Raw genomic sequence first — 22493 nt, 5'->3', positions numbered from 1 at the left:
CTCAACCTCCCAATACGGCCTCGGCGGCCTTGATTGCCGCATCGGCATTTGCCGCGTCCTTACCGCCGCCCTGCGCCATGTCGGGGCGGCCTCCACCGCCCTTGCCGCCCAGTTCGGCCACCGCCGCGCGCACCAGATCCACCGCCGAGACCTGGCTCGTCAAATCCTCGGTTACGCCCGCCGCCACGGCAACCTTGCCACCGGCATCAGCGATCAGCAGCACCGCACCCGACCCGATGCGCGCCTTGTGTTCGTCGATCAGCGAGGGCAGGTCCTTGCCCGACACGCCGCTGAGCGTCTGCGCGAGGAAGCTCACGCCGTTCACCTCGCGTGCGTCCGCGCCATTGCCACCCTGCCCGGCACCGCCCGCCATGGCCAGATCGCGGCGCAGCTGCGCTACCTCGTTCTGCAACGCCTTGCGCTCGTCCATCAGCGCCTTCACGCGATCCACCGTCTCGCCCGATTGCGCCTTGAGCAGTCCCGAGATATCGGCCAGATGCCCAGCCTCCTGCGACAGGTGCTGGAAGGCGGCGTCGCCGGTCAGCGCCTCTATCCGGCGCACCCCGGCCGACGAGGCACTGTCGCCCAGCAACACAAAGGTGCCGATATCACCGGTCTGCTTCACATGGGTGCCGCCGCAGAGTTCGATCGAATAGGTCATGCCGTCATGGCCCTTGCCGGTCTCGGCCCGACCCATCGAGACAACGCGCACCTCGTCGCCGTATTTCTCACCGAACAGCGCCTGCGCCCCGATCTCGCGGGCATCATCCGGCGTCATGATCCGGGTTTCGACTGCAGAATTCTGCCGGATATAGGCGTTCACATCCGAAGCCACCTTGGTCAGTTCAGCGCCGGTCAATGCCTTGGCATGGCTGAAGTCAAAGCGCAGCCGGTCAGCCGCATTCAGCGAGCCGCGCTGTGCCACGTGATCGCCCAGCGTCTCGCGCAGCGCCTCATGCAGCAGATGCGTGGCCGAATGATTGGCCCGGATCGCGGAGCGGCGGGTGTGATCGACCTCCAGCTCCACCGCGTCGCCGTTGCGCATGGCCCCTTTTTCGACTCGCACCTTATGGGCATAGACCTTGCCTTCGGCGAATTTGCGGGTGTCCTCGACCGGCGCCACGTCGTCCAGATCTTCCAGACGGCGGATCACGCCGGTGTCGCCGATCTGGCCCCCGGCCTCGCCATAAAACGGCGTCTGGTTCACAACGATCCAGCCTTCCGTGCCCTCAGGCAACGCCTCGACCCGCTTGCCATCAGTGATCAGCGCCACGATCTGCCCCTCGGCCTTTTCGGTGTCATAGCCCAGGAAATCGGTGGCTTCGCTTTCGTCCAATACGTCAAACCAGACCGCGTTATCGGCAGCCTCGCCCGAGCCCGCCCAAGCGGCGCGGGCCTTGGCCTTCTGCTCGGCCATCGCCGCATCGAACCCATCCGTGTCGACCACCCGGCCCTTGCCGCGCAGCGCGTCCTGCGTGAGGTCCAACGGGAAACCGTACGTGTCATACAGCTTGAACGCCGCCTCGCCCGGGAATGGCGCGTCACCGTCCAGTTGTTCCAGCTCGTCATCCAGCAGTTTTAGCCCGCGATCCAGCGTCTGCTTGAACCGGGTTTCCTCGGTCAGCAGCGTTTCCTCGATCATCATCTGTGCTCGGCTCAATTCAGGATATGCCGCGCCCATCTTCTGCACCAGCGTCGGCACCAACTGGTGCATGACCGGGTCCTTGGCGCCCAGCAGATGTGCATGGCGCATGGCGCGGCGCATAATGCGGCGCAGCACATAGCCGCGCCCGTCATTGCTGGGCATGACCCCGTCTGCAATCAGGAAAGAGGTCGAGCGCAGGTGATCCGCGATCACCCGGTGATGCACGTTTTCGTCGCCATAGGGATCGACATGAGTGGCCTGGGCCGAGGCCTCAATCAGCGATTTGAAGAGGTCGGTGTCATAGTTGTCATGGCTGCCCTGCAGCAGCGCGCCGATCCGTTCCAGCCCCATGCCGGTATCGATCGACTGCATGTCGAGCGCCTTCATCGAGCCGTCCTCGAACTGCTCGTTCTGCATGAAGACAATGTTCCAGATTTCGATGAAACGGTCGCCGTCTTCCTCGGCGCTGCCCGGAGGGCCGCCCCAGATGTGATCACCGTGATCATAGAAGATCTCGGTACACGGCCCGCACGGCCCGGTCGGACCCATCTGCCAGAAATTGTCGCTGGTATCGATGCGGATGATCCGGTCCTCGGGGACGCCGACCTTTTTCCAGATTTCGAACGCCTCGTCATCGGTATGGTAGACCGTGGTCAGCAACCGATTGGGATCGATATCGAACTCTTTGGTGATCAGGTTCCAGGCAAAGGGGATCGCCTCGGTCTTGAAGTAATCGCCAAAGCTGAAATTGCCCAGCATCTCGAAAAACGTATGGTGGCGGGCGGTATAGCCCACATTGTCCAGATCATTATGCTTGCCACCGGCGCGGACGCATTTCTGCGCCGTGGTCGCGCGCTGATAGTCGCGATGTTCCAGCCCGGTGAACAGGTTCTTAAACTGCACCATACCGGAATTGACAAACATCAGCGTCGGGTCATTGCGCGGCACGAGCGGGCTGGAATCCACGACCTCATGCCCGTTTTTGGCGAAATAATTCAGAAAGGTGGATCGGATATCGTTCAGCGTGGGCATCGGGCTCTCTCGGGCGCAATCGGAAGGGTTCGGATCGGTTTAGCCCTGCCTCGGGCGATAGTCCACAGGTGCTGCGGCCTGAAACGAAACGAGGCGGCCTGATGGCCGCCCCCTGTGGTTCTGTCATCGGGCCCGAATAGGCGCGTCAGGCTTCCAGAATATCCTCGTCCGATTCAGGCGGCATGTCGAAATCCAGTCCGTGAGCGGCGCGGATCTTGTCCTCGATCTCCAGCGCGATGCGCTCATTGCTGCGCAGGAACTGTTTGGCATTCTCGCGCCCCTGCCCGATCCGCTCGTCACCGTAGCTGAACCACGAGCCCGACTTGTCGACCACCCCAGCCTTGACGCCCAGATCCAAGAGCTCACCCATTTTCGAGATGCCCTCGCCATACATGATGTCGAACTCGACCTGCTTGAAGGGCGGGGCCACCTTGTTCTTGACCACTTTCACACGGGTCTGGTTGCCGACCACCTCGTCGCGATCCTTGATCGCGCCGATCCGGCGAATGTCCAGACGGACGGAGGAATAAAATTTCAACGCATTGCCGCCCGTGGTGGTTTCGGGGCTGCCGAACATCACACCGATCTTCATGCGAATCTGGTTGATGAAGACCACCATGCAGTTGGAGCGGTTGATCGAGCCGGTCAGCTTGCGCATCGCCTGGCTCATCAGGCGGGCCTGAACGCCGACGCTGCTGTCGCCCATATCGCCTTCCAGTTCCGATTTCGGCGTCAGCGCTGCAACCGAATCGACCACGACCATGTTCACCGCGCCCGAGCGCACCAGCGTATCGGTGATCTCAAGCGCCTGTTCGCCGGTATCGGGCTGGCTGATCAGCAACTCGTCCAGATCAACACCCAGCTTGCGGGCATATTGCGGGTCGAGCGCGTGTTCGGCATCGACAAAGGCGCAGACACCGCCGCGTTTTTGCTGTTCGGCAATGCAATGCAGCGTCAGCGTCGTCTTCCCCGAGCTTTCCGGGCCATAAATCTCCACGATCCGGCCCATCGGCAGCCCGCCGATCCCCAGCGCGATGTCCAGCCCCAGCGAGCCGGTCGAGCTTGCCGCGATTTCGGGCATGGCATTGTCGCCGCCCAGTTTCATGATCGAGCCCTTGCCAAATTGCCGCTCAATCTGTGCCAATGCGCTATCCAGCGCCTTTTGCTTGTCCGCGTTCTGCTTGCTGCTCATCGTCAGAAGATCCGCCATTACCCTGTTCTCTTTCCTTGTGTCACACCCGCTTGCGAGCGGCAATCGCTGCTTTGTTCGCCTCTTGTTCCTTATGAGATCAAAAAGAGAACATTTCAAGAAATTTCTATCTACGTCATCAGTAGACCACACAGGGTTAAGGATCGGTTGACGCGGTTGGGATGCGGTATGAATGCGGCATTCAAGCGCCCCGGCGCTGTCCTAGTGTAGTTGCTGAAACACCGTCTCGGTCAATTGGTTGAGCGAAAACGGCTTGGGCAGGAAGACAGAGTTCGGCACTTGCGGCCCGGTCTCGCTGAACGCGCCCTGCGCGTAACCCGAGACAAAGACCACGCGCACATCGGGCCGATCCTCGAGCGCTTGCCTGACCCAGGTCGGTCCGTCCAGGCCAGGCATGACCACGTCCGTAACAAAGACATCCACCGCCAGGTCCTTGTCCTGCAACATGTTAAGCGCATCCTCGGCCGATTCGGCCTCAAGCACGGTATAGCCGCGCAAACGTAGCGCACGCGAAGCAAAGGCACGCACCGGGGCCTCATCCTCGACCAGCAGCACAACCCCGTCGCCATTTTTGTGAACCGCTGCCGGAGCGGGGTCGCTGGCGGTATCCAGCACCGGGTCTTCTACCTCGCTGACCGGGAAATAGAGAATGAATTCAGTCCCCTGCCCCGGCACGCTATCGACAAAGATATATCCGCCGGTTTGCTTGATGATGCCGTAAACGGTGGACAGCCCCAAGCCCGTGCCCTCGCCGGTGCGCTTGGTGGTATAGAACGGTTCGAACACTTTCTGCAGCACGCCCGGCTCGATCCCGATCCCCTCATCCGAGACCTTGACGGTGACATAATCGCCCGCCGGCAGCACCGCGCGATTGCGCTCGACCGGTTTGTCCAGCGTGACCACTTCGGTATCGACCCGGATCTCGCCGCCCTCGGGCATCGCATCGCGAGCATTGACCACGAGATTCATCAGCACCTGTTCCAACTGCCGCTTGTCTGCGCGGATCGGTTTCAGCACCGGATCGTGGCTGAGCGTCAGCGTCACCCGTTCGCCCACCAGACGGTTCAGCAGATGGGTCAGATCCGACAATGTATCGCGCAGGTCGAGCGTTTCGGGGCGCAGCGTCTGCTTGCGGGAAAACGCCAGAAGCTGGCTGACCAGGGCCGCAGCACGGTTGGCATTCTGGTGGATCTGTACCAGATCGCCATAATCGGGATCACCCTGATCGTGGCGCAACAACAGCAGATCGCAATGGCCCGAAATCGCTGTCAGAAGATTGTTGAAATCATGCGCCACGCCACCTGCAAGCTGTCCGATCGCCTGCATTTTCTGGCTTTGCACGAATTTCGCTTCCAATGTCTTTAACTCGGTGGCGTCACTCAGTACCGCGGCAAAAACGGTCTTTCCGTCCTCCTGCGCGCGCGACAGCGTGGCCTGAACATAGGTTTCGCGATCATTACGGGACAGGCGCAGGAACTCGGATTTCGAACCGGCATCTTCGCGTGCGTTTTCCCGCAACCACTCCGCCGTCTGCCGCGCCAGCCCCTGCATGACCTCGGAAATCTGCGTGCCGGGTTGCGCGCCCGGCCCCAGCAACCCACGCGCCAGAACATTGACGCCCAGAATGCAGCCCTCTGCATCCAGCTTCAGCATGGGCACCGGCAGCGTGTCGAAATCTGCGCCCGACACCTTGGCCTCCGGGCTGATCGGTGTCAGGAAGATTTCCTTGCGCACGCTGGACTGGCCCAGCTCGGACACAACCACGTTGCGATTGCCCTCATCGGTCGAGATCGAGACGATACTGCCATTTTCCAGAGGCAGATCGGTAAAGAGACGGTCCAGTGATTTGACCCGTTGGCCGACCAACGCCCGCGCCGCGTCGTTCATGAACAAGACCGCGCCGCCCCGCCCGACCGTCAGCATCGGCAGCACCTCGCTCCCCTTGCCGCCCGAGCTCCGCTCCTGCACATCCTCAAACCGCCACAAAAACCGCGCATCCTCAAGCACATGCACCGCGAGTCGCACATGGCCACGACGAGTGACCACATCCTCGCGGGCGTTCCCTTCCAGACGGGCGCGGCATTGCAGGCGATAGATCACCGCATCGGGATTGGCAAAGACCGACCGCAATTCGGCAGCAAATGTCTGTTCACGCGTGCCGGAAAATCGTACTGCGGCGGCCGAGTTACGGGCCAGAACCTCGCCCTCGTCATCGGTGATGAAGCTGGGCGCGGCATCTTTTTCGATAAAGCCTGCAAAAATCTCCATCGCCTTATGATCAGCCCGTCTCTGGCCACGGTTGACCCACAGCGACAGGAGGCCGACCAGCAGAACCGATGCGCCGGCGCCGGCAAAAATCATCGGGACCGGCCAGAAAAATCCGCCATTCAGCGCCGCCAGAAACAGGGCAGCACCGACTATGAACAGCACCAAAAGACGCCCTTGGGTCTTTCGTTCCGGTCTGGACATCAAAGGGGCGAGTTGGGCAGAGAATGGCACTGAGAGCTCCGGCGACACAAACAAGACAGTCTCTTCTCACGCCAATTCGGTTAAATCCCGATTAACATGCCTCAAAACTACCTATAAGTGTAGCAGAGAAAATCACTACCGCGTCAAGTGTGCCGTGAAAAAACCGTCCCCGAGGTCGCTGACCGGCCAGACATTGTCGAACACGCAACGCCACGCGGAATGCCGTGTGACAAATTCCTGCACCTGCCGGGCATTCTCGACGTTCAGGACAGAACAGGTGGCATAGGCCAGCGCTCCGCCCGCAGTGACAAGACCCGAAGCGCGGTCCAGAATGTCCGACTGTATGCCGGTCAGCACATCAAGGCGTTCCTGCGTCAAGGCCCATTTCCCAGCGGGTGAGCGCCGCCACGCGCCGCTGCCGGAACACGGCGCGTCGACCAGAACCAGATCGAACGGGCCTGCCCGTGCCAACGCGTCGGGATCAAGTAGCTTGACGCTGACGCCAGCGCGCGTGGCGCGCTCGGGCAGGTCACGCATACGGCGCGGGTCGATATCGCTGGCACAGACCTGCACCTCTTTTGTGGCCGCAAGCGCCAGAGATTTGCCGCCGCCACCGGCGCAATAGTCCAGAACCCGCATCCCGCTCTGCAACGGCAGCGCCGAGATGACCGCTTGGCTGGAGGCATCCTGAAGCTCAACCAGACCCTCTCGATAGGCTCTGCTTGCGGCGACCTTGCGTTCACCTTCGATGACACGAATCGCTGTATTTACAGATGGATGAAAATCACACTTGATGTTGTCTCCTGATAGTATGCGAACCGCGCCCTCACGCGTTGTCCGGGCCAGATTGGCACGCAGACAGACCGGGGCGCGGTGCTGGGATGCGGTGGCGCTTGCCTCTGCCTCAGCCCCCAGGCTGGCGCTGAACGCGGGCCAGAGCCAATCGGGCATGTCAAAACGTTCCCCCGCGTTCACGGGAGCCCGGCCACCGACGCGCTCCGCATCGCTCAAAGGACCGGGGCAATGGCGCGCGCCGGTGAAAACACTCTCTGGATCGGTGCCGGAGCGCCGCAGCGCGCCCAGCATCAGCCCGCGCCCGGTTTCGACCCCGCCAAGAGCGGCGAAGGAGCGTTTGCAGCGCAGCGCCTCGAACACGTGATCGCGCACCACAGCGCGGTCGCCCGAGCCCGCGAAGCGACTGCGTCGCGCCCAGCCGGTCAGTGCCTGCTCGACCGGTTTGCCGGTCGCGATCTCGTCCAGCAGTTCGATCGCCGCCTGAACGCGGGCGGCAGGGATCATGGACGCATACCCGGCACGACCAGATCACATGACCCGGTAGTTCGGGCTCTCGCGGGTGATCTGTACGTCATGCACATGGCTTTCCTTTAGGCCCGCGCCGGTGATCTTCACAAAGCGGCAATTGCGGCGCATCTGATCGACGGTGGCGCAGCCGGTATAGCCCATCGCCGCGCGCAGCCCGCCCACCAGCTGGTGGATCACCGCCCCGGCGGAGCCTTTGTAGGGCACCTGCCCTTCGATCCCTTCGGGCACCAGCTTGTCACTGGCGGCATCCTTCTGGAAATACCGATCCGCCGAGCCGCGCGCCATGGCACCCATCGAGCCCATGCCACGATAGCTTTTGAAGCTACGGCCTTGATACAGAATGACTTCTCCGGGGCTTTCATCAGTGCCTGCGATCATCGAGCCGACCATGGCGCAGGACGCCCCCGCCGCGATCGCCTTGGCAAAATCGCCCGAAAACTTGATGCCGCCATCGGCAATCACCGGCGTATCGCCCGCCGCCGCAGCGCAATCCATGATCGCGGTCAGCTGTGGCACGCCGACACCGGCCACCATCCGTGTGGTACAGATCGAGCCCGGCCCGATCCCCACCTTGACCGCATCCGCGCCTGCATCAATCAGGGCGCGGGTGGCTTCCGCCGTGGCCACGTTGCCCGCGACGATCTGCACATCGTTGGACAGGCGCTTGGCGCGTTGCACCGCTGCGATCACGCCTTCGGAATGACCATGCGCCGTGTCGATCACCACAATGTCGACGCCCGCATCGATCAGCGCTTCGGTCCGGTCAAAGCCGGATTCGCCCACTGACGAGGCCGCAGCGACCCGCAGGCGGCCCAACTGGTCCTTGCAGGCGGTCGGGTTCAGCACCGCCTGTTCGGTATCTTTCAGCGTCAGCAAACCGGTCAGCTTGCCACTGCCATCGACCACCAGCAGCTTTTCGATCCGGCGCGCCTTCATCAGCGACTTGGCCTCTTCCAGCTCTGCCGGTTCCTGCAGCATCGCCAGATTGTCCGAGGTCATCATGACGCTTACGGGCGTGCTGTCATCGCTGGCAAAACGCATGTCGCGATTGGTGACGATACCGACCACGCGGCCCGCCTCATCCACCACCGGAAACCCGGTGACGCGATAGCGTTCCTGCAGCGCCTTGGCATCGGCCAGTGTCTGATTGGCGGTCAGCGTGATCGGATTGTAGACGATACCTGATTCAAAGCGTTTCACGCGGCGCACCTGGCGGGATTGCTCTTCGAGGTCGAGGTTCTTGTGGATCACCCCGATACCACCAGCCTGCGCCATGGCGATGGCCATACGCGCCTCGGTCACCGTATCCATGGCCGAGGACAGCAGCGGAATGTTCATGCTGATACGATTGGTCACCCGCGTCGTGGTATCCGCCGTCGATGGCAGCACCGACGAGGCCGCAGGTTCCAGAAGTACATCGTCAAAGGTAAGCGCCTCACGAATCTGCATCGTCAATCCCCGTGCAATATCCCGTTTGGCGGTCACCCTATGACATGGATCGAAACCGGGGGAAACCCCCGTTGAATGAGGTGCTGTCTTGTTGCTGAAAGCCGAAAACGACGCCGCAAGAACGCAACCTGCCGCTCACGGGTCTTTCCCTTTGGCACAGAAGCCATATGGTGCTGCGCAAATGCACGAATTCCAAGGCAGATCACAGATGAGCACCGACCCTCTCGTTGTCTTCACCCCGTCCGGCAAACGCGGCAATTTCCCGGTCGGCACGCCGATTCTGACCGCAGCACGGCAATTGGGCGTGGACCTCGATTCGGTCTGCGGCGGGCGCGGCATCTGCTCGAAATGCCAGATCACGCCCTCCTACGGTGAGTTTTCCAAACATGGCGTCACCGTGAGCGATGGCGCGCTCAGCGAATGGAACAAGGTCGAACAGCGCTACAAGGACAAGCGCGGGCTGATCGATGGGCGCAGGCTGGGCTGTCAGGCCACGGTTCAGGGCGACGTGGTGATCGATGTGCCGCCCGAGTCTCAGGTTCACCGTCAGGTCGTGCGCAAGGCCGCCACCGCGCGTGCGATCACCATGGACCCGGCGACGCATCTCTACTTCGTCGAGGTGCAGGAACCCGACATGCACGAACCCACCGGCGATCTGGAACGGCTGGAGCGCGCCTTGCACGAACAATGGGGCATCGACCATATCACCGCCGACCTCACCATCCTGTCGCGCCTGCAACCGGTGCTGCGCAAGGGCAAGTGGCAGGTGACCGTCGCGCTGCACAAATCCCACAAGGACAGCACCCATAAGGTGTTGGAAGTCTGGCCCGGCCTGACCGAAGAGCGCATCTATGGGCTGGCCATCGACCTTGGCTCGACCACCATCGCCGCGCATCTCTGCGATTTGCGCAATGGCGAGGTCAAGGCGTCCTCGGGTGTGATGAACCCGCAGATCCGCTTTGGCGAGGACCTGATGAGCCGGGTCTCCTATGCGATGATGAACCCCGGCGGCGACAAGGAGATGACCAACGCGGTGCGCGTCGCGATCAACGGTCTGACCGAGGCCATCGCCACCGAGGCGGGTATCCGCCCGTTCCAGATCGTCGAGACGGTGTTTGTCTGCAACCCGGTCATGCATCACCTGCTGCTGGGCATCGACCCGGTCGAACTGGGACAGGCGCCCTTTGCCCTGACCACATCCGAGTCGCTGGAACTGAACGCGCGCGATCTGGACCTGACGGTGATGAACGAGAACGCGCAGGTCTATATCCTGCCCTGCATCGCGGGCCATGTCGGCGCCGATTGCGCCGCCGTTGCTCTGAGCGAAGAGCCCGGCAAATCCGAAGACCTCGTGCTGGTGGTCGATGTGGGCACCAATGCCGAGATTCTGCTGGGCAACAAAAGCCGCGTTCTGGCCTGTTCCTCACCCACCGGCCCCGCCTTTGAGGGCGCGCAGATATCTTCCGGTCAGCGCGCCGCGCCCGGCGCAATCGAACGGATCGAGATCAACCCCGAGACCAAGGAACCCCGCTTCCGCATCATCGGATCAGACCTGTGGTCCAACGAAGACGGGTTCGACGCCGCTATCGCCACAACCGGCATCACCGGCATCTGCGGGTCCGGCATTATCGAAGCCGTGGCCGAAATGCGCATGGCGGGCCTCTTGGATGAAAGCGGTCTGATCGGCTCGGCTGAGCAGACCGGAACGGAGCGCTGCGTGCCCGAAGGGCGCACCCATTCCTACCTGATCCACGATGCCAGCGCCGAGGGCGGCCCGCGCATCACTGTCACCCAGGGCGATATCCGTGCCATTCAACTGGCAAAATCCGCGCTCTATGCCGGTGCGCGCCTGCTGATGGACGAGATGGGCGTGGACCGGGTGGACCGCGTGGTGCTGGCCGGGGCCTTTGGCGCGCATATCTCGACCAAACACGCGATGGTGCTGGGCATGATCCCCGACGCGCCCCTCGACAAGGTCACCAGCGCGGGTAACGCGGCCGGGACCGGCGCGCGCATCGCGCTCTGCAACATAGCCGCGCGGCGTGAGATCGAGCAGGTCGTGCGCCAGATCACCAAGGTCGAAACCGCGATCGAGCCCAAGTTCCAGGACCATTTCGTCGCTGCCAACGCGATCCCGCACAAGACCGATCCGTTCCCCGATCTGGCCAAGGTGGTCACGCTGCCCGCAGTCGCCTTCAACACAGGCGGCGATGGCGACCGGCCCGGCCGCAAACGCAGACGCCGCGCCTGACGACACATGGACACCCCCAACGCCGATCAGAAAGACTATTGGAGCGCCACACCCAGCGGGATAAAATGGCTGACCTACGAGGATCACCTTGATGCCGCCATGGCCCCGATCCTCGATCTGGTTGTGCAGCGGGCCGGATTGCAGCCCGGCGAGCGCGTCATCGATATCGGGTGCGGCACCGGCGCAAGCCTTCTCGCCGCCGCAGAACTCGTGGGCCCAACCGGCGACGTGCTTGGCCTCGACATCGCAAAGCCGTTTCTGGAGCGCGCCGCCGCACGGGCGGTGCAGGCCGGCCTGGCCAATGTCTCGGTCCGGGAGGGTGATGCGCAGGTCGCGCCCTTTGATGGGCCATCCCGCGATGTGATGATCTCGCGGTTTGGGATGATGTTCTTTGCCGACCCCCAGGCCGCCTTCGCCAATCTGGCCCGCGCCCTGCGTACCGGTGGCCGGATGTGTTTCGCCGCCTGGGGCGGGTTTTCAGGCAATCCCTGGTTTCGCCTGCCGTTTGAGGCGGCAGCGGACCGGCTCGGCACCCCGCCGCCCGCAGATCCCGATGCGCCGGGGCCGATGGCGTTTCAGAATGTCGAACGGGTCACCGGACTGATGCGTGCCGCTGGCCTGCGGGATGTGCGCTGCGACGTTGTTGATGTTCTGATGACGCCGATGGGCCGCATCGAAGATGTGGCGGCCCAATGTCTGCGCGTCGGCCCCGCCGCGCGCCTGATGAATTTCTTTGAAGGGAATCAGGAGGATGCCGCCGCAATCGAGCAGGATATCGCCCGGCGCCTGGACCAGATGAACACCCCGGACGGCCTGCGCGTCCCGGCGCAGATCAACCTTTTTGAGGCCCGCATCTGAATCCGCCCCCTTCGCGATCGCCCCTACCTCAATCCGCTTGACGCCATGGCAGTGACTGGCTATCCCAAGGCTCCGGCGCGGGTATGGTGAAAAGGTATCACGGCAGCTTCCCAAGCTTTAGTTACGGGTTCGATTCCCGTTACCCGCTCCAACAAATCAAATTCCCTCCAATCGCAAGCGTTGCAAAGGGCGCGATACCCCCCTACCGTTTCAACCATAGGTAAGATGGGTCATGCGCGATGAAGAAACTCTGGGTCTTGGCTTTTTCGGTTCTGGCAGCGTGTCAGGTGGCGACCGGTGCGCAGTATTCCGGCGGCTCGGGCGTCGGCGTTGCCGCGACAGGACGTACTGGTGCTGCGTTCTCAACGCCCTACGGAACCCGCGTCTATCAGGTCGACCCCAATATATTTGAGGTTGTGCCCTTCGCGTTGGCCCCCACCGATGAATACTGGTGCGGTGCCGCGCAATATGCCCGCAAACGGTTGGGTGCCGATTGGCAAGCCCAGATTTACGTGGCCAGCGAACGGGTGCGCAGCGCCGCAGCCGGAGGCCGAACCGCGGTGCAGTTCACACTAAACCCCGAGGCGGTTGGGATTACGCCCGTGGACCTGAAGATACGCATTGGCCAAACGATTGGCGATCATATGTCGGTCAACCTTGCCGACACCAAATGCCAGCCCTTCCCGCCCATATTCCTTTGACACATCAATGAGGCATACTCTCTGGGACGGGGCATATGAACAGGAAACTGCTCTCCGCCACGTTTTGCCGCTGGACCTTCGCGAAAAGCGACGCTAATTCAACACGGGTGGCCCAAGTGGCGGAATGGTAGACGCAGGGGATTCAAAATCCCCCGCCTTCACGGGCGTGAGAGTTCGAGTCTCTCCTTGGGCACCAACAAACTTTCCCTTAGTGCTAAGGGGGGCCTCCCGATACATCTACCGGATTTTCAGGTTCGCGATGCTGCGCGCTACAGATCGCCCGGGGCTCTGATACGAAAAAGGTAACGCACCGCGAGTATCTCAGTGCCCGTGCAATGGGGCTGCTTGATTTAGCTCATTGAACGAGGGACTCGGGCCCGATACCCCACAAACACCGCATTTCTTAAGGCAAGGGAATTTTTCATGAACACCGAGACGATCTTTTACAACAAGGTTAATGAGCGCCGGGTCCGAATTAATGACATTGGGCAAAATGGTTTTAAGGAACGTGCGATACTTTATGTCAATGCCGCTTGCTCATAAGGCGAGGCATTGGGCATCACAGACCTCCCCGTGGTGCGGATGGCGGTTACGTCCGAAGACGGAGACGTTGTCCACAACCTCTTTCTTCTTGAAGAATTTATGGATTTGATGCGCGCGCGAAACCTCTATCAAATCGAACCTAATTTGGCCGCCGACACAATTGAGCTTGATGACAACTGGAAAGCCAAAGCAACGACGCTGGTAGGTCACATTCGCGAGACTGTTTCTAAGGCCACAATGGAAGAGGGCCTTCGCGAGCCGATAATGCGAAGCTTGGAGACTCTGCAAGCGGAGATAGACAGAAATAGAACTCGTACTGACGCTATAGCGGATGTCTGGTCTAAAGTGACGACAGCTATGGGAGCTGGGGTCAAGAACCTTGAGCCGGTGGTGGTGATAATAGAGCGCCTTTCAAAGGCAGTTGGGGAAGCCATGGCCTTCAAAATACAGCTGGAAGCAAAGCCCCTGCAGCTTCCCAAGTCCGTTAACCTTGAAGAAAAAGAGCCCGAGGATCGCAGGCCAGACAAAGATGCTCAATAGGCAATCGGCATCCCGGCCATCACCCACTAGCTGACGGTATCCCGGCCATCACCCACTAGCTGATCAGCAGATCAGCGTCAGAGAGCAGCGACGGCTGGTCGATATCGGAACCGGAGATGATGTCGTCACCCTCGACCCTGTGGACTTGTAAGATGGCAGCCGTACCTATGTCTGACCCCGACGCGGTCGGCACCGTGCCAAACGATGGCGACAAAGAGGCTATTGGAATCTCAACGATCGAAAGAGCGGCCAAGTCTGCGGCGGACAATCCAACCGCCAGCGTCACCCCGCTCTAATTCCGGCACAGGTGAGATCTCTGCGGCGACCAAATCATGAACCTGAAGGATCGGCGCAAGCCCAGATTCGGACGCCCGAACCGCCAGCCCGGCATCTTGCCTATGTGGCTCTTGAACAGGCCGGTGGCTTCGGTCCGCTTCGGGGCATGACGTCAAAGGTTCAGCCGGATCGGAGGCGGTGCTCCGATCCGGTCTGTTTCAGGCATTGTCCGGTGTCGCCCTTTGCAGCATTCCGAACAGATCGCGCGGATCGTCTGGGTCGGCGAGCAGATCGAGTGCGTGATAAAGCCCGGTCGCTTCCAATTGATCGCGTACATAACGCAGGGCCGAGAAATCCTCGATGGCGAAGCCGACGCTGTCAAAGAGCGTGATCTGGCGATCCGAGGTCCGACCCGGTGCCGCGCCGGTGATGACCTGCCAAAGCTCGGTGACGGGATGATCCTCGTCCAGTTGCTGAATCTCACCCTCGACCCGTGTCTGCGGCGGGTATTCCACGAAGATATCGGAGCGTTGCAGAATGCCTGCGGCCAGTTCGGTCTTGCCCGGACAGTCGCCGCCTATTGCGTTGATATGCACGCCGCTGCCGACCATGTTGTCGCTCAGGATCGTGGCATATTGCTTGTCGGCGGTGCAGGTGGTCAGAATCTGCGCGCCCTCGATGGCTTCTTCCGGCGTTTTGCAGGTCACCACCTCAACCCCTTGTGACGCGAGGTTTGCGGCGCATTTCTCGGTTGCGGCGGGGTCGACATCGTAGAGCCGAACAGTTTTCAACCCGCAGATCGATTTCATCGCCAGTGTCTGAAACTCGGATTGCGCGCCATTGCCGATCATCGCCATCGTATCGGATCCTTTGGGCGCGAGATGCTTCGCAACCATGGCCGAGGTGGCCGCAGTGCGCAGCGCGGTGAGCATGGTCATCTCGCTCAGCAGCATCGGATAACCCGTTTCGACATTCGCCAACAAGCCAAAGGCGGTGACGGTCTGCAACCCTTCCTTGGTGTTCTTGGGATGGCCGTTGACGTATTTGAACCCGTACATCTCGCCGTCCGATGTCGGCATCAACTCGATCACGCCAACCTCGGAATGGCTGGCCACACGGGGCGTCTTGTCAAACAGCTCCCAGCGACGGAAATCATCCTCGATATAGTCGGCAATGCCGGACATCATCTCTTCCACGCCGATATGGTGGATGAGTTGCATCATGTGATCGACGGAGACAAACGGCACGAGCGCCTTGTCGGAGGGTTTCATCGGTCGGTCCTTTCGGGGCGGCGGGTCAGGTGGATACCGGCAAGCATGCAGCGCACCGATCCTCCCGCGGTTTCGATTGTGGGAATGGTGAGCGGCAGCGGTCTGGCCGAGCGCTCGATAATGGCCAGTTGATCGGGGCGCAGCGCCTCATATGCGCGGGCGGACAGCGCCAGCACACGTGAGTCGCCGGTCAGCTCGATGGCGTTTCCGGCGAAATCTGCGATCTGATCATGTGTCAGGTCGATCACCGCGCGCCCGTTCTCGGACAGCCGCTCAGCCACGGTGCGGCGACGCTCGGGATCGGGAATCATGTCGAGGCAAATCAGCGCATACTCGGTGCCGATCCCCATCAGTACATTGGTGTGATAGATCGCGGTGCCTTGCGCGTCGACCGCATCAAAGCTGATCGGTTCATAGTTGAAATGCGCGCAGAAGCGTTCCAGCAGTACCGGATCGGCGCGGTTGGACTTCGCCACATAGGCGATGCGCCCGATATGGTCGAGCACCATGGCCCCCGTCCCCTCCAGCGCCAGCCCGTCCTGTTCCAGCCCGCTATAATCGATCACTTCCGAAACGCGGTAGTCGCGCTTGAGCATTTCGATCACGTCGCTGCGCCGTTCGCGGCGGCGGTTTTCGGCGTACATCGGATAAAGCGCGACATGCCCGCCGGTATGAGTGGAAAACCAGTTATTCGGAAAGACGCTGTCGGGCGTGTCGCTGTCACCGAAATCATCAAACGCATGCACCGTCACGCCAGCCGTGCGCAGTGTCTCGGCGGCGGTGTCGAACTCGGCCCGGGCACGAGACGAAACGTCATCTACCTGAGCCTGCGTCTGAAACGCGTTGTCAGCGCTGGTTTCGGGATTGGGGTGAAAGGCGTGCGGCCGGATCATCACCACCGAGGACGGGGCCTGTATGATGCTCACGAGAAGCTCCGTGTCGGGCGGTCAAAGACGCGGCGGCCGAGCGCCGAGGCGGTCAGATCGACCATCAGATGCGCGGTACGCCCGCGCTCGTCCAGAAACGGGTTCAACTCGACCAGATCGAGCGAGGTCATCAGCCCGCTGTCACAGATCATCTCCATCACCAGATGCCCCTCGCGCATGGTGGCGCCGCCCGGCACGGTGGTGCCAACGGCAGGCGCGATCGAAGGGTCGAGGAAATCCACGTCGAGCGAGACATGCAGCAGCCCGTTCTGGCTGGCCACATGGTCCAGGAAAGCGGCCAGCGGGCGGGCGATGCCATGTTCGTCGATCTGGCGCATGTCGTGAAAGCGGATACCCGAGTTTTGCAGCGCCTCGCGTTCGGCCGTATCGACCGAGCGCAGCCCGATAATGCAGATGTTTTCTTCCGGCACCGGGTTGGTGATCACCGGAAACCCGGTGAACCCATGGCGCCCGGTTACATAGCCCAACGGCGTGCCGTGCAGATTGCCGGATGGGCTGGTCTCAGGCGTATGAAAATCGCTGTGAGCATCCAGCCAGAGCACGAAGAGTGGACGGTCGACTGCAGCCGCATGGTTCGCCATCCCGGCCACGCTTCCCAGCGCCAACGCGTGATCGCCACCCAGAAAGATCGGTAATCCCCGCTGCGCGGCCTCTTGCCCGGCACGGATCAGCCTGTGGGTCCAGCCGATGGTCCGGTTGGGCTGGTGCAGGTGGGTATCGTCGGGTTCTGGCGCATGCGAGGCCGGGGTCAGGTTGCCCATATCCTCGACATCGTGACCAAGATCGCTCAGCGCCTCGGCAAGCCCTGCGGTACGATAGGAATCTGGGCCCATCAAACAGCCTGTGCGCCGCTTGCCACTATCGACCGGAGCACCGATCAGAATGCATTTTCTGGACATCTTCATTTGCCTGTCTTTGGGGTCTCTTTCCAAAATCTATCCGAAATGGATTGCAATCCAGTAAGAAATTTGATCATTTAGAAGGTAATTTGGTCAATATGAGAATATAATGTGGACAAAACGGACGAACGCCTGATCTCTGCTCTGCGACATGACGCGCGGGCGTCGCTGTCCGATCTGGCGCTGCAGCTCAGCCTGTCGCGCACCACGGTCCGTGCCCGGATCGAACGCCTGATCCAGCGCGGTGACATCCTCGGCTTTTCGGTGGTGTTGAAGGAAGACGCGCTGCAGGACCCGGTGCGCGGGCTGATGATGATCGGGATCGAGGGGCGCGGCGCGCAACGGATCACCCGCCAGCTTCAGGGGCTGACCGAGGTGCGCGCCATCCATTCGACCAATGGGCGCTGGGATCTGATTGTCGAGCTTGGCACCGAAACGCTGGAGGAACTGGACCGGGCGCTGGCCCGGATACGCAGTTTCGAAGGGGTGCAGACCAGTGAAACCAGCCTGTTGCTGTCGACGAAGAAAACGACCTGATCAGCTGCGCCCGGCGCGGGCGGCCGAAATCCAGACAAATATCTGGAACAGGGAAAACAGCGCATTCCAGTTCGCCATGGTCAGACCAAAAAGGAATGGCTCCAACGCGTCGCACATCACCAGCGGTGCCAGATCGGCGCCTCCGGGCAGCAGCGCGTCGCCGCTCATCGCGCTCATCGCGTCTCCGCTCCCGCTGCAACTGGCGGGACCGTCCCACCACTTGCGCTCAACGCCTGAGTGAAAGATCGCGATGCCACCCGTGGTGGCCGAGGCGGCCGCCCCCAGCAGAGGAAAGGCGGGGCCGGGTATGGCCAGCGCGCAGAGGCCCGCAACGATGGCGGCAAAATGCGGCCAGCGCTGCCACAGGCACATGGCGCAGGGCTCCCATCCGAAGAACTCGGTGATATAGGCCCCGACAAGCAGGGCGGTCGAGGTGGCTGTGGCGGTCAGAATCAGCCTGTTTCGATGTGTCACAGGAACCTCACAAGCACAAAGCCACCGATCAGCAATACGATAAACAATGTGAACATGAGGCCAAGGCGCTTTTCGATGAAATCGCGAATGGGTTCACCGAATTTCCACAAAAGCCCGGCCACGACAAAGAACCGGATGCCGCGCGCCAGGATCGAAGTGGCGACAAAAGTGCCCAGCGGCATGCCGGTCCAGCCCGACATGATGGTGATGACCTTGTAGGGAAACGGAGTAATCCCCGCGGTCAGCACTGCCCAGAACCCAAAATCGTTAAAGCGGGTGTTGAACTCATCCATCGCCTGCGCCTTGCCCATGGCAGCCAGGACCGGGTGGCCAATGGTGTCATAGAAAAACGCACCGATCGCGTATCCCAAAAGCCCGCCCAGAACCGAGGACACCAGCGCGACAGTCGCGATCAGAAAGGCGCGCGACGGCGCGGCAAGGATCATCGGGATCATCAGCACATCCGGTGGGATCGGAAAGACCGAGCTTTCCACAAACGACACCGCGGCCAGCGCCCAAAGTGCGTGCGGGTGTTCGGCAAGACGCATGGTCCAGTCATAGAGTTTTTTCAGCATCGTATTGATATGCTCACTGCCTCTTGGTCCGGCCCGGCAAAGCACGACACGCAGGTCAGGTCAACCGGTGAGGCCCAAATGGCCGGACCACAGGTGACGAAGTGTCCGGTGTTCTTTCGCGCGTTGAACCCGGGAACATGGCAGGGACATATCAAATCAAACTGGCGCACAGGGAACCTGTGGGGGTTCTACCTCCCCGTGAATCCTCGCAAGTAAATGCCGCATCGGCTCGCCGAAAGGTGCGCGGTCCGATGGTCTACCAGGATCAAACTGATGCACCGCGATCAAATATTGCTCGCGCCCTGCCCGCATTCCAATCTTTTTTTCAAGAGACAATGGTGCTAGGATAATATTATTGTTTTGTTTTTTATGTTCTAAGGTCAGGTTTTGATGTCTTTGCTTATCCGTCGTGTCGCGTTGGCATCCTTTTTCATTTTGTTTGGTTGGGCACAGCCAACCATCGCGCAGAGCTCGGGCAGCGAGGATGCGCCGCTGGTCGCTGCAGACCAATCCGATGTCCTCTCGTATAAGGTGTCGTCGTTCAAAAGTATCATCGCAGGGCTCGAAGATGACGCCAGGATGGCTGAGAACATGCTGGAAGCCACCCGTTCGCAACTCAAGACGGCGCTTGCAGAGGTCGGCCAGCTTGCCAGAAAGATAGACGATCTGCGGAGCACGGAGGCGGACATGAACGCGCGCGTGGACGCTGCCCGCGAGGAACTTCAGAAGTTACGGTCTGAGCGCTCGGCGATGCAGGCTGACCTTTCGGACGCGAAGGAAAATGCGGGCCCGGATATTGAAGCGTTGGCGGAACGCCGCGACCAGATGATCGAAGAGACCGAAGCGGCCAAAACCGACCTCGCCGCTCTGAGCACCGAGATCGATCAACTGCGCCAGTCCCGAAGCGCGTTGCAGAGCCAGATCGCCGAAGCCGAAGAGGCACGCGTGGCGGCAGAATTCCAGGCGCAGCAGGTGGCGGTGGTACGGGGCGACATTCAATCCGCACTGACCGAGAAAGACGCGGTCATAGCGCAGACTGAGGAGGCCAAAGCCGACCTTACCGCGCTGAGCACGGAGATCGACCAACTGCGTCAATCCCGAAGCGCGTTGCAGGCCCAAATCGCAGAAGCCGAGGAGGCACGCGCGGCGGCGGAACAGCAGGCGCAAGAGGTGGCGGCGACACAGGCCGACATTCAGTCCGCACTGACCGAGAAAGACACGGTCGTAGCCCAGACCGAGGAAGCCAAGGCCGACCTCGCCGCGCTGAGCGCCGAGATCGACCAACTGCGCCAATCCCGCAGCGCGTTACAGGCCGAGATCGCCGAGGCCGAAGAGGCACGCGCGACAGTGGAACAGCAGGCGCAGGAGGTGGCGGCCGCGCAGACCGACATTCGATCCGCACTGACCGAGAAAGACACGGTCGTAGCCCAGACCGAGGAAGCCAAGGCCGATCTGGCCGCGCTGAGCGCCGAGATCGACCAACTGCGCCAATCCCGCAGCGCGTTACAGGCCGAGATCGCCGAGGCCGAAGAGGCACGCGCGACAGTGGAACAGCAGGCGCAGCAGGTGGCGGCAGCACAGGCCGACATTCGATCCGCACTGACCGAGAAAGACACGGTGGTGGCCCAGACCGAGGAGGCCAAGGCCGATCTGGCCGCTCTGAGCGCCGAGATCGACCAACTGCGCCAGTCCCGCAGCGCGTTGCAGGTCGAGATCGCCGAGGCCGAAGAGGCACGCGCGACAGCGGAACAGCAGCAGGTGGCGGCGGCGCAGGCCGACATTCAATCCGCGCTGGCCGAAAAAGACACGGTGGTGGCCCAGAGCGAGGAGGCCAAGACCGACCTGGCCGCGCTGAGCAACGAGATCGAGCAACTGCGCCAGTCCCACAGCGCGTTGCAGGCGCAGATCGCAGAGGCCGAGGACGCGCGCGCGGCGGCGGAACAACAGGCCCAGGAGGTGGCGGCAAGACGCGACGCGATCGCGGCACAGCAAGAAGCCAAACAAGCCGAAATCCAGTCCACCCTTGCCGAACTGGCCAGTTTGCAAGCGAATACGGCGGATCTCAGATCGCAACTCGATGCGCTTCGCTCAGAGCAACAAGAGACACAGGCGGCTATAGATGCGTCTAGGGCCGCTCCGACGCCCGCTCAGGCGGCGATCCAGGTTGCGCCGACTCAAGATCAGAACAGATCGCTGCAGCGCCGGGCGGACCCTCTGGAGTCAGCAGACGTGAGCCGGGCGATTGCAGCAGCGCCGGGGCTGGGCGGGACGACGGCCCAAAAGCGTGCCGAACTGCAACAGCTCTTGGTCGAAGGCGTATGTGCGCATGACGCCTTGAGCACCGTTTTCACCTCGATCAACCGTCAGACGCTCGCGTCACTGGTTCGCGATCTTGGGCGTTGTTGAGAGAATTGATATCAAGGGACAGGAAGAAAGATGACGAATTTTGCGAAACGATCACTGCACTTGTTGGGCGCTGCCCTGGCCGTGTGCTTTGGCACCACCAGCATCGAAGCACAAGAATTCGAGAAGAACATTCTGACCGGCGGCCCGACCGGCACCTATATTCAGATCGGTCGTGACATCTCGAACCTGATGGCGGGCTGCGGACAGACGCTGACCGTCAATGAAAGCGCCGGTTCGCTAGAGAACTTTCTGGGTGTGCGCAGGCGCCGGGCGACGCAATTCGGGATCGTGCAAAGCGACGTTCTTGAATATCTGAAGACCTATTCCGCGAACGACCCGGACATTGCCCGGGCGATTGCCGGCGTCAGGATCGCCTTCCCGCTTTACAACGAGGAAGTGCATATTCTGGCCTCCAAAGATATCGGATCGGTCGCTGATCTGAGCGGCAAGCGCGTCGCCGTGGGCGTTGCCGATAGCGGCACGTTCCTGACAGCGTCCTTGCTGCTCGACCTGGTCGGCGTCGAAGCCGGGGAAACTCTGACAATCGGGCCAGACGAGTCGATGGCACGCCTGAAAAGCGGTGAGATCGATGCGTTCTTCTATGTTGCCGGAGCGCCAGCGCGCTTGTTTGCGGATTCGAATCTGGACGCATCGACTTACCATCTGCTGCCTATTGTCGATCCGGTATTGCAGGCGGTCTACACGCCGGTACAGATCCCTTCGGGGACCTATGACTTCGTCTCTGACCCGCTTGATACCGTCGCCGTAAAGGCGGTGTTGATGACCTATGAATACGACAGACGCAAGAACAACTACCACCGGCTCAGCTGCGACGCGGTGGCAGATGTGTCGAACCTGATCCTGAACCAGTTTTCGGCGCTGCAGCAGATTGGCCACCCAAAATGGGGTCAGGTTGATCTGAACGAGCTGCCCCCCGGATGGGATATCGGATCATGCGTCAACCGGGGACTTGATGTGAACTATGTCCCCAATTGCCGCCAGGAGCCTGCGGCATCCGTTCCCGATAGTCCTGCCAACGCAGCCTATCGTGAACGAATCTGTGCGGCGATCGGCTGCTGACCGGCTT

Annotated in this window: 19 protein-coding genes and 2 tRNA genes; 10 read left to right on the top strand and 11 right to left on the bottom strand. The window is 61.3% G+C overall.

Features of this window, described 5'->3' with window-relative positions; all coding sequences use genetic code 11:
- Position 1: 1 nt before the first annotated feature.
- The 5 genes from alaS to guaB form a co-directional block, all read right to left on the bottom strand.
- Positions 2-2677: an alanine--tRNA ligase gene (alaS, locus tag AB1E34_RS21675; RefSeq protein WP_372574398.1), complete on the bottom strand. Its 2676-nt coding sequence runs from the start codon at positions 2675-2677 to the stop codon at positions 2-4.
- A 145-nt stretch (positions 2678-2822) separates the two neighbouring features.
- Positions 2823-3887, bottom strand: coding sequence for a recombinase RecA (gene recA / locus AB1E34_RS21670; RefSeq protein ID WP_372574397.1), 1065 nt, complete (start codon positions 3885-3887; stop codon positions 2823-2825).
- Positions 3888-4088: 201 nt separating this feature from the next.
- Positions 4089-6356, bottom strand: coding sequence for an ATP-binding protein (locus AB1E34_RS21665; RefSeq protein ID WP_372574396.1), 2268 nt, complete (start codon positions 6354-6356; stop codon positions 4089-4091).
- A gap of 135 nt (positions 6357-6491) precedes the next feature.
- Entirely contained in the window at positions 6492-7655 is a 1164-nt protein-coding gene (locus tag AB1E34_RS21660; protein ID WP_372574395.1) for an RsmB/NOP family class I SAM-dependent RNA methyltransferase, read from the bottom strand.
- 24 nt (positions 7656-7679) lie between these two features.
- The gene (gene guaB / locus AB1E34_RS21655) at positions 7680-9128 is read right to left on the bottom strand and encodes an IMP dehydrogenase (protein WP_372574394.1); all 1449 of its coding nucleotides are present in this window, start codon (positions 9126-9128) and stop codon (positions 7680-7682) included.
- 208 nt (positions 9129-9336) lie between these two features.
- On the opposite strand from guaB, the gene AB1E34_RS21650 reads away from it, so the two are divergent.
- The 7 genes from AB1E34_RS21650 to AB1E34_RS21620 all read left to right on the top strand — a co-directional run bounded on the left by AB1E34_RS21650 (position 9337) and on the right by AB1E34_RS21620 (position 14317).
- The gene (locus tag AB1E34_RS21650) at positions 9337-11379 is read left to right on the top strand and encodes an ASKHA domain-containing protein (protein WP_372574393.1); all 2043 of its coding nucleotides are present in this window, start codon (positions 9337-9339) and stop codon (positions 11377-11379) included.
- Positions 11380-11385: 6 nt separating this feature from the next.
- On the top strand, positions 11386-12237 hold the full coding sequence (locus AB1E34_RS21645) for a class I SAM-dependent methyltransferase (protein ID WP_372574392.1): 852 nt from the start codon (positions 11386-11388) through the stop codon (positions 12235-12237).
- 77 nt (positions 12238-12314) lie between these two features.
- Positions 12315-12388, top strand: a tRNA-Gly gene (locus AB1E34_RS21640).
- 88 nt (positions 12389-12476) lie between these two features.
- Positions 12477-12938 carry a hypothetical protein gene (locus AB1E34_RS21635; protein WP_372574391.1) on the top strand — a complete coding sequence of 154 codons (462 nt, stop codon included), beginning with the start codon at positions 12477-12479 and terminating at the stop codon, positions 12936-12938.
- Between the two features lie 110 nt (positions 12939-13048).
- Positions 13049-13134, top strand: a tRNA-Leu gene (locus tag AB1E34_RS21630).
- Positions 13135-13490: 356 nt separating this feature from the next.
- Entirely contained in the window at positions 13491-14021 is a 531-nt protein-coding gene (locus tag AB1E34_RS21625; RefSeq protein WP_372574390.1) for a hypothetical protein, read from the top strand.
- 152 nt (positions 14022-14173) lie between these two features.
- Entirely contained in the window at positions 14174-14317 is a 144-nt protein-coding gene (locus AB1E34_RS21620; RefSeq protein WP_372574389.1) for a hypothetical protein, read from the top strand.
- Between the two features lie 198 nt (positions 14318-14515).
- Here AB1E34_RS21620 and ocd read toward each other — a convergent pair whose 3' ends face one another.
- From ocd to rocF, 3 genes are read right to left on the bottom strand one after another with little or no spacing between them, the layout of a single operon-like run.
- Complete coding sequence (ocd, locus tag AB1E34_RS21615) at positions 14516-15568, bottom strand: ornithine cyclodeaminase (RefSeq protein WP_372574388.1); 1053 nt, start codon at positions 15566-15568, stop codon at positions 14516-14518.
- A complete protein-coding gene (ctlX, locus tag AB1E34_RS21610) occupies positions 15565-16494 on the bottom strand; it encodes a citrulline utilization hydrolase CtlX (RefSeq protein ID WP_372574387.1) in 930 nt (309 codons plus the stop codon). The genes ocd and ctlX overlap by 4 nt, the downstream gene beginning before the upstream one ends.
- Positions 16491-17414 (bottom strand): arginase, encoded by a 924-nt coding sequence (gene rocF / locus AB1E34_RS21605; RefSeq protein ID WP_372574386.1) that lies wholly within the window; start codon positions 17412-17414, stop codon positions 16491-16493. The genes ctlX and rocF overlap by 4 nt, the downstream gene beginning before the upstream one ends.
- 111 nt (positions 17415-17525) lie before the next feature.
- On the opposite strand from rocF, the gene AB1E34_RS21600 reads away from it, so the two are divergent.
- The gene (locus AB1E34_RS21600) at positions 17526-17951 is read left to right on the top strand and encodes an Lrp/AsnC family transcriptional regulator (protein WP_372574385.1); all 426 of its coding nucleotides are present in this window, start codon (positions 17526-17528) and stop codon (positions 17949-17951) included.
- Here AB1E34_RS21600 and AB1E34_RS21595 read toward each other — a convergent pair whose 3' ends face one another.
- From AB1E34_RS21595 to AB1E34_RS21585, 3 genes are all read right to left on the bottom strand, one after another.
- Entirely contained in the window at positions 17952-18425 is a 474-nt protein-coding gene (locus AB1E34_RS21595; RefSeq protein ID WP_372574384.1) for a disulfide bond formation protein B, read from the bottom strand.
- Positions 18422-19000, bottom strand: a complete 579-nt coding sequence (locus AB1E34_RS21590; protein WP_372574383.1) for a YqaA family protein — start codon at positions 18998-19000, stop codon at positions 18422-18424. The genes AB1E34_RS21595 and AB1E34_RS21590 overlap by 4 nt, the downstream gene beginning before the upstream one ends.
- 156 nt (positions 19001-19156) lie before the next feature.
- Positions 19157-19510: a hypothetical protein gene (locus AB1E34_RS21585; protein WP_372574382.1), complete on the bottom strand. Its 354-nt coding sequence runs from the start codon at positions 19508-19510 to the stop codon at positions 19157-19159.
- A gap of 69 nt (positions 19511-19579) precedes the next feature.
- On the opposite strand from AB1E34_RS21585, the gene AB1E34_RS21580 reads away from it, so the two are divergent.
- Together AB1E34_RS21580 and AB1E34_RS21575 are read left to right on the top strand one after the other, a co-directional pair.
- Positions 19580-21406, top strand: coding sequence for a coiled-coil domain-containing protein (locus tag AB1E34_RS21580; protein ID WP_372574381.1), 1827 nt, complete (start codon positions 19580-19582; stop codon positions 21404-21406).
- Positions 21407-21436: 30 nt separating this feature from the next.
- Positions 21437-22486 carry a TAXI family TRAP transporter solute-binding subunit gene (locus tag AB1E34_RS21575; RefSeq protein ID WP_372574380.1) on the top strand — a complete coding sequence of 350 codons (1050 nt, stop codon included), beginning with the start codon at positions 21437-21439 and terminating at the stop codon, positions 22484-22486.
- The last annotated feature ends 7 nt before the right edge of the window (positions 22487-22493 follow it).

The sequence above is a fragment of the Ruegeria jejuensis genome (assembly GCF_041537905.1).
Taxonomy (GTDB): domain Bacteria; phylum Pseudomonadota; class Alphaproteobacteria; order Rhodobacterales; family Rhodobacteraceae; genus Ruegeria_C.
Note: the sequence above shows the minus strand (reverse complement) of the source record. Positions and strands in the feature narration are given on the sequence as shown.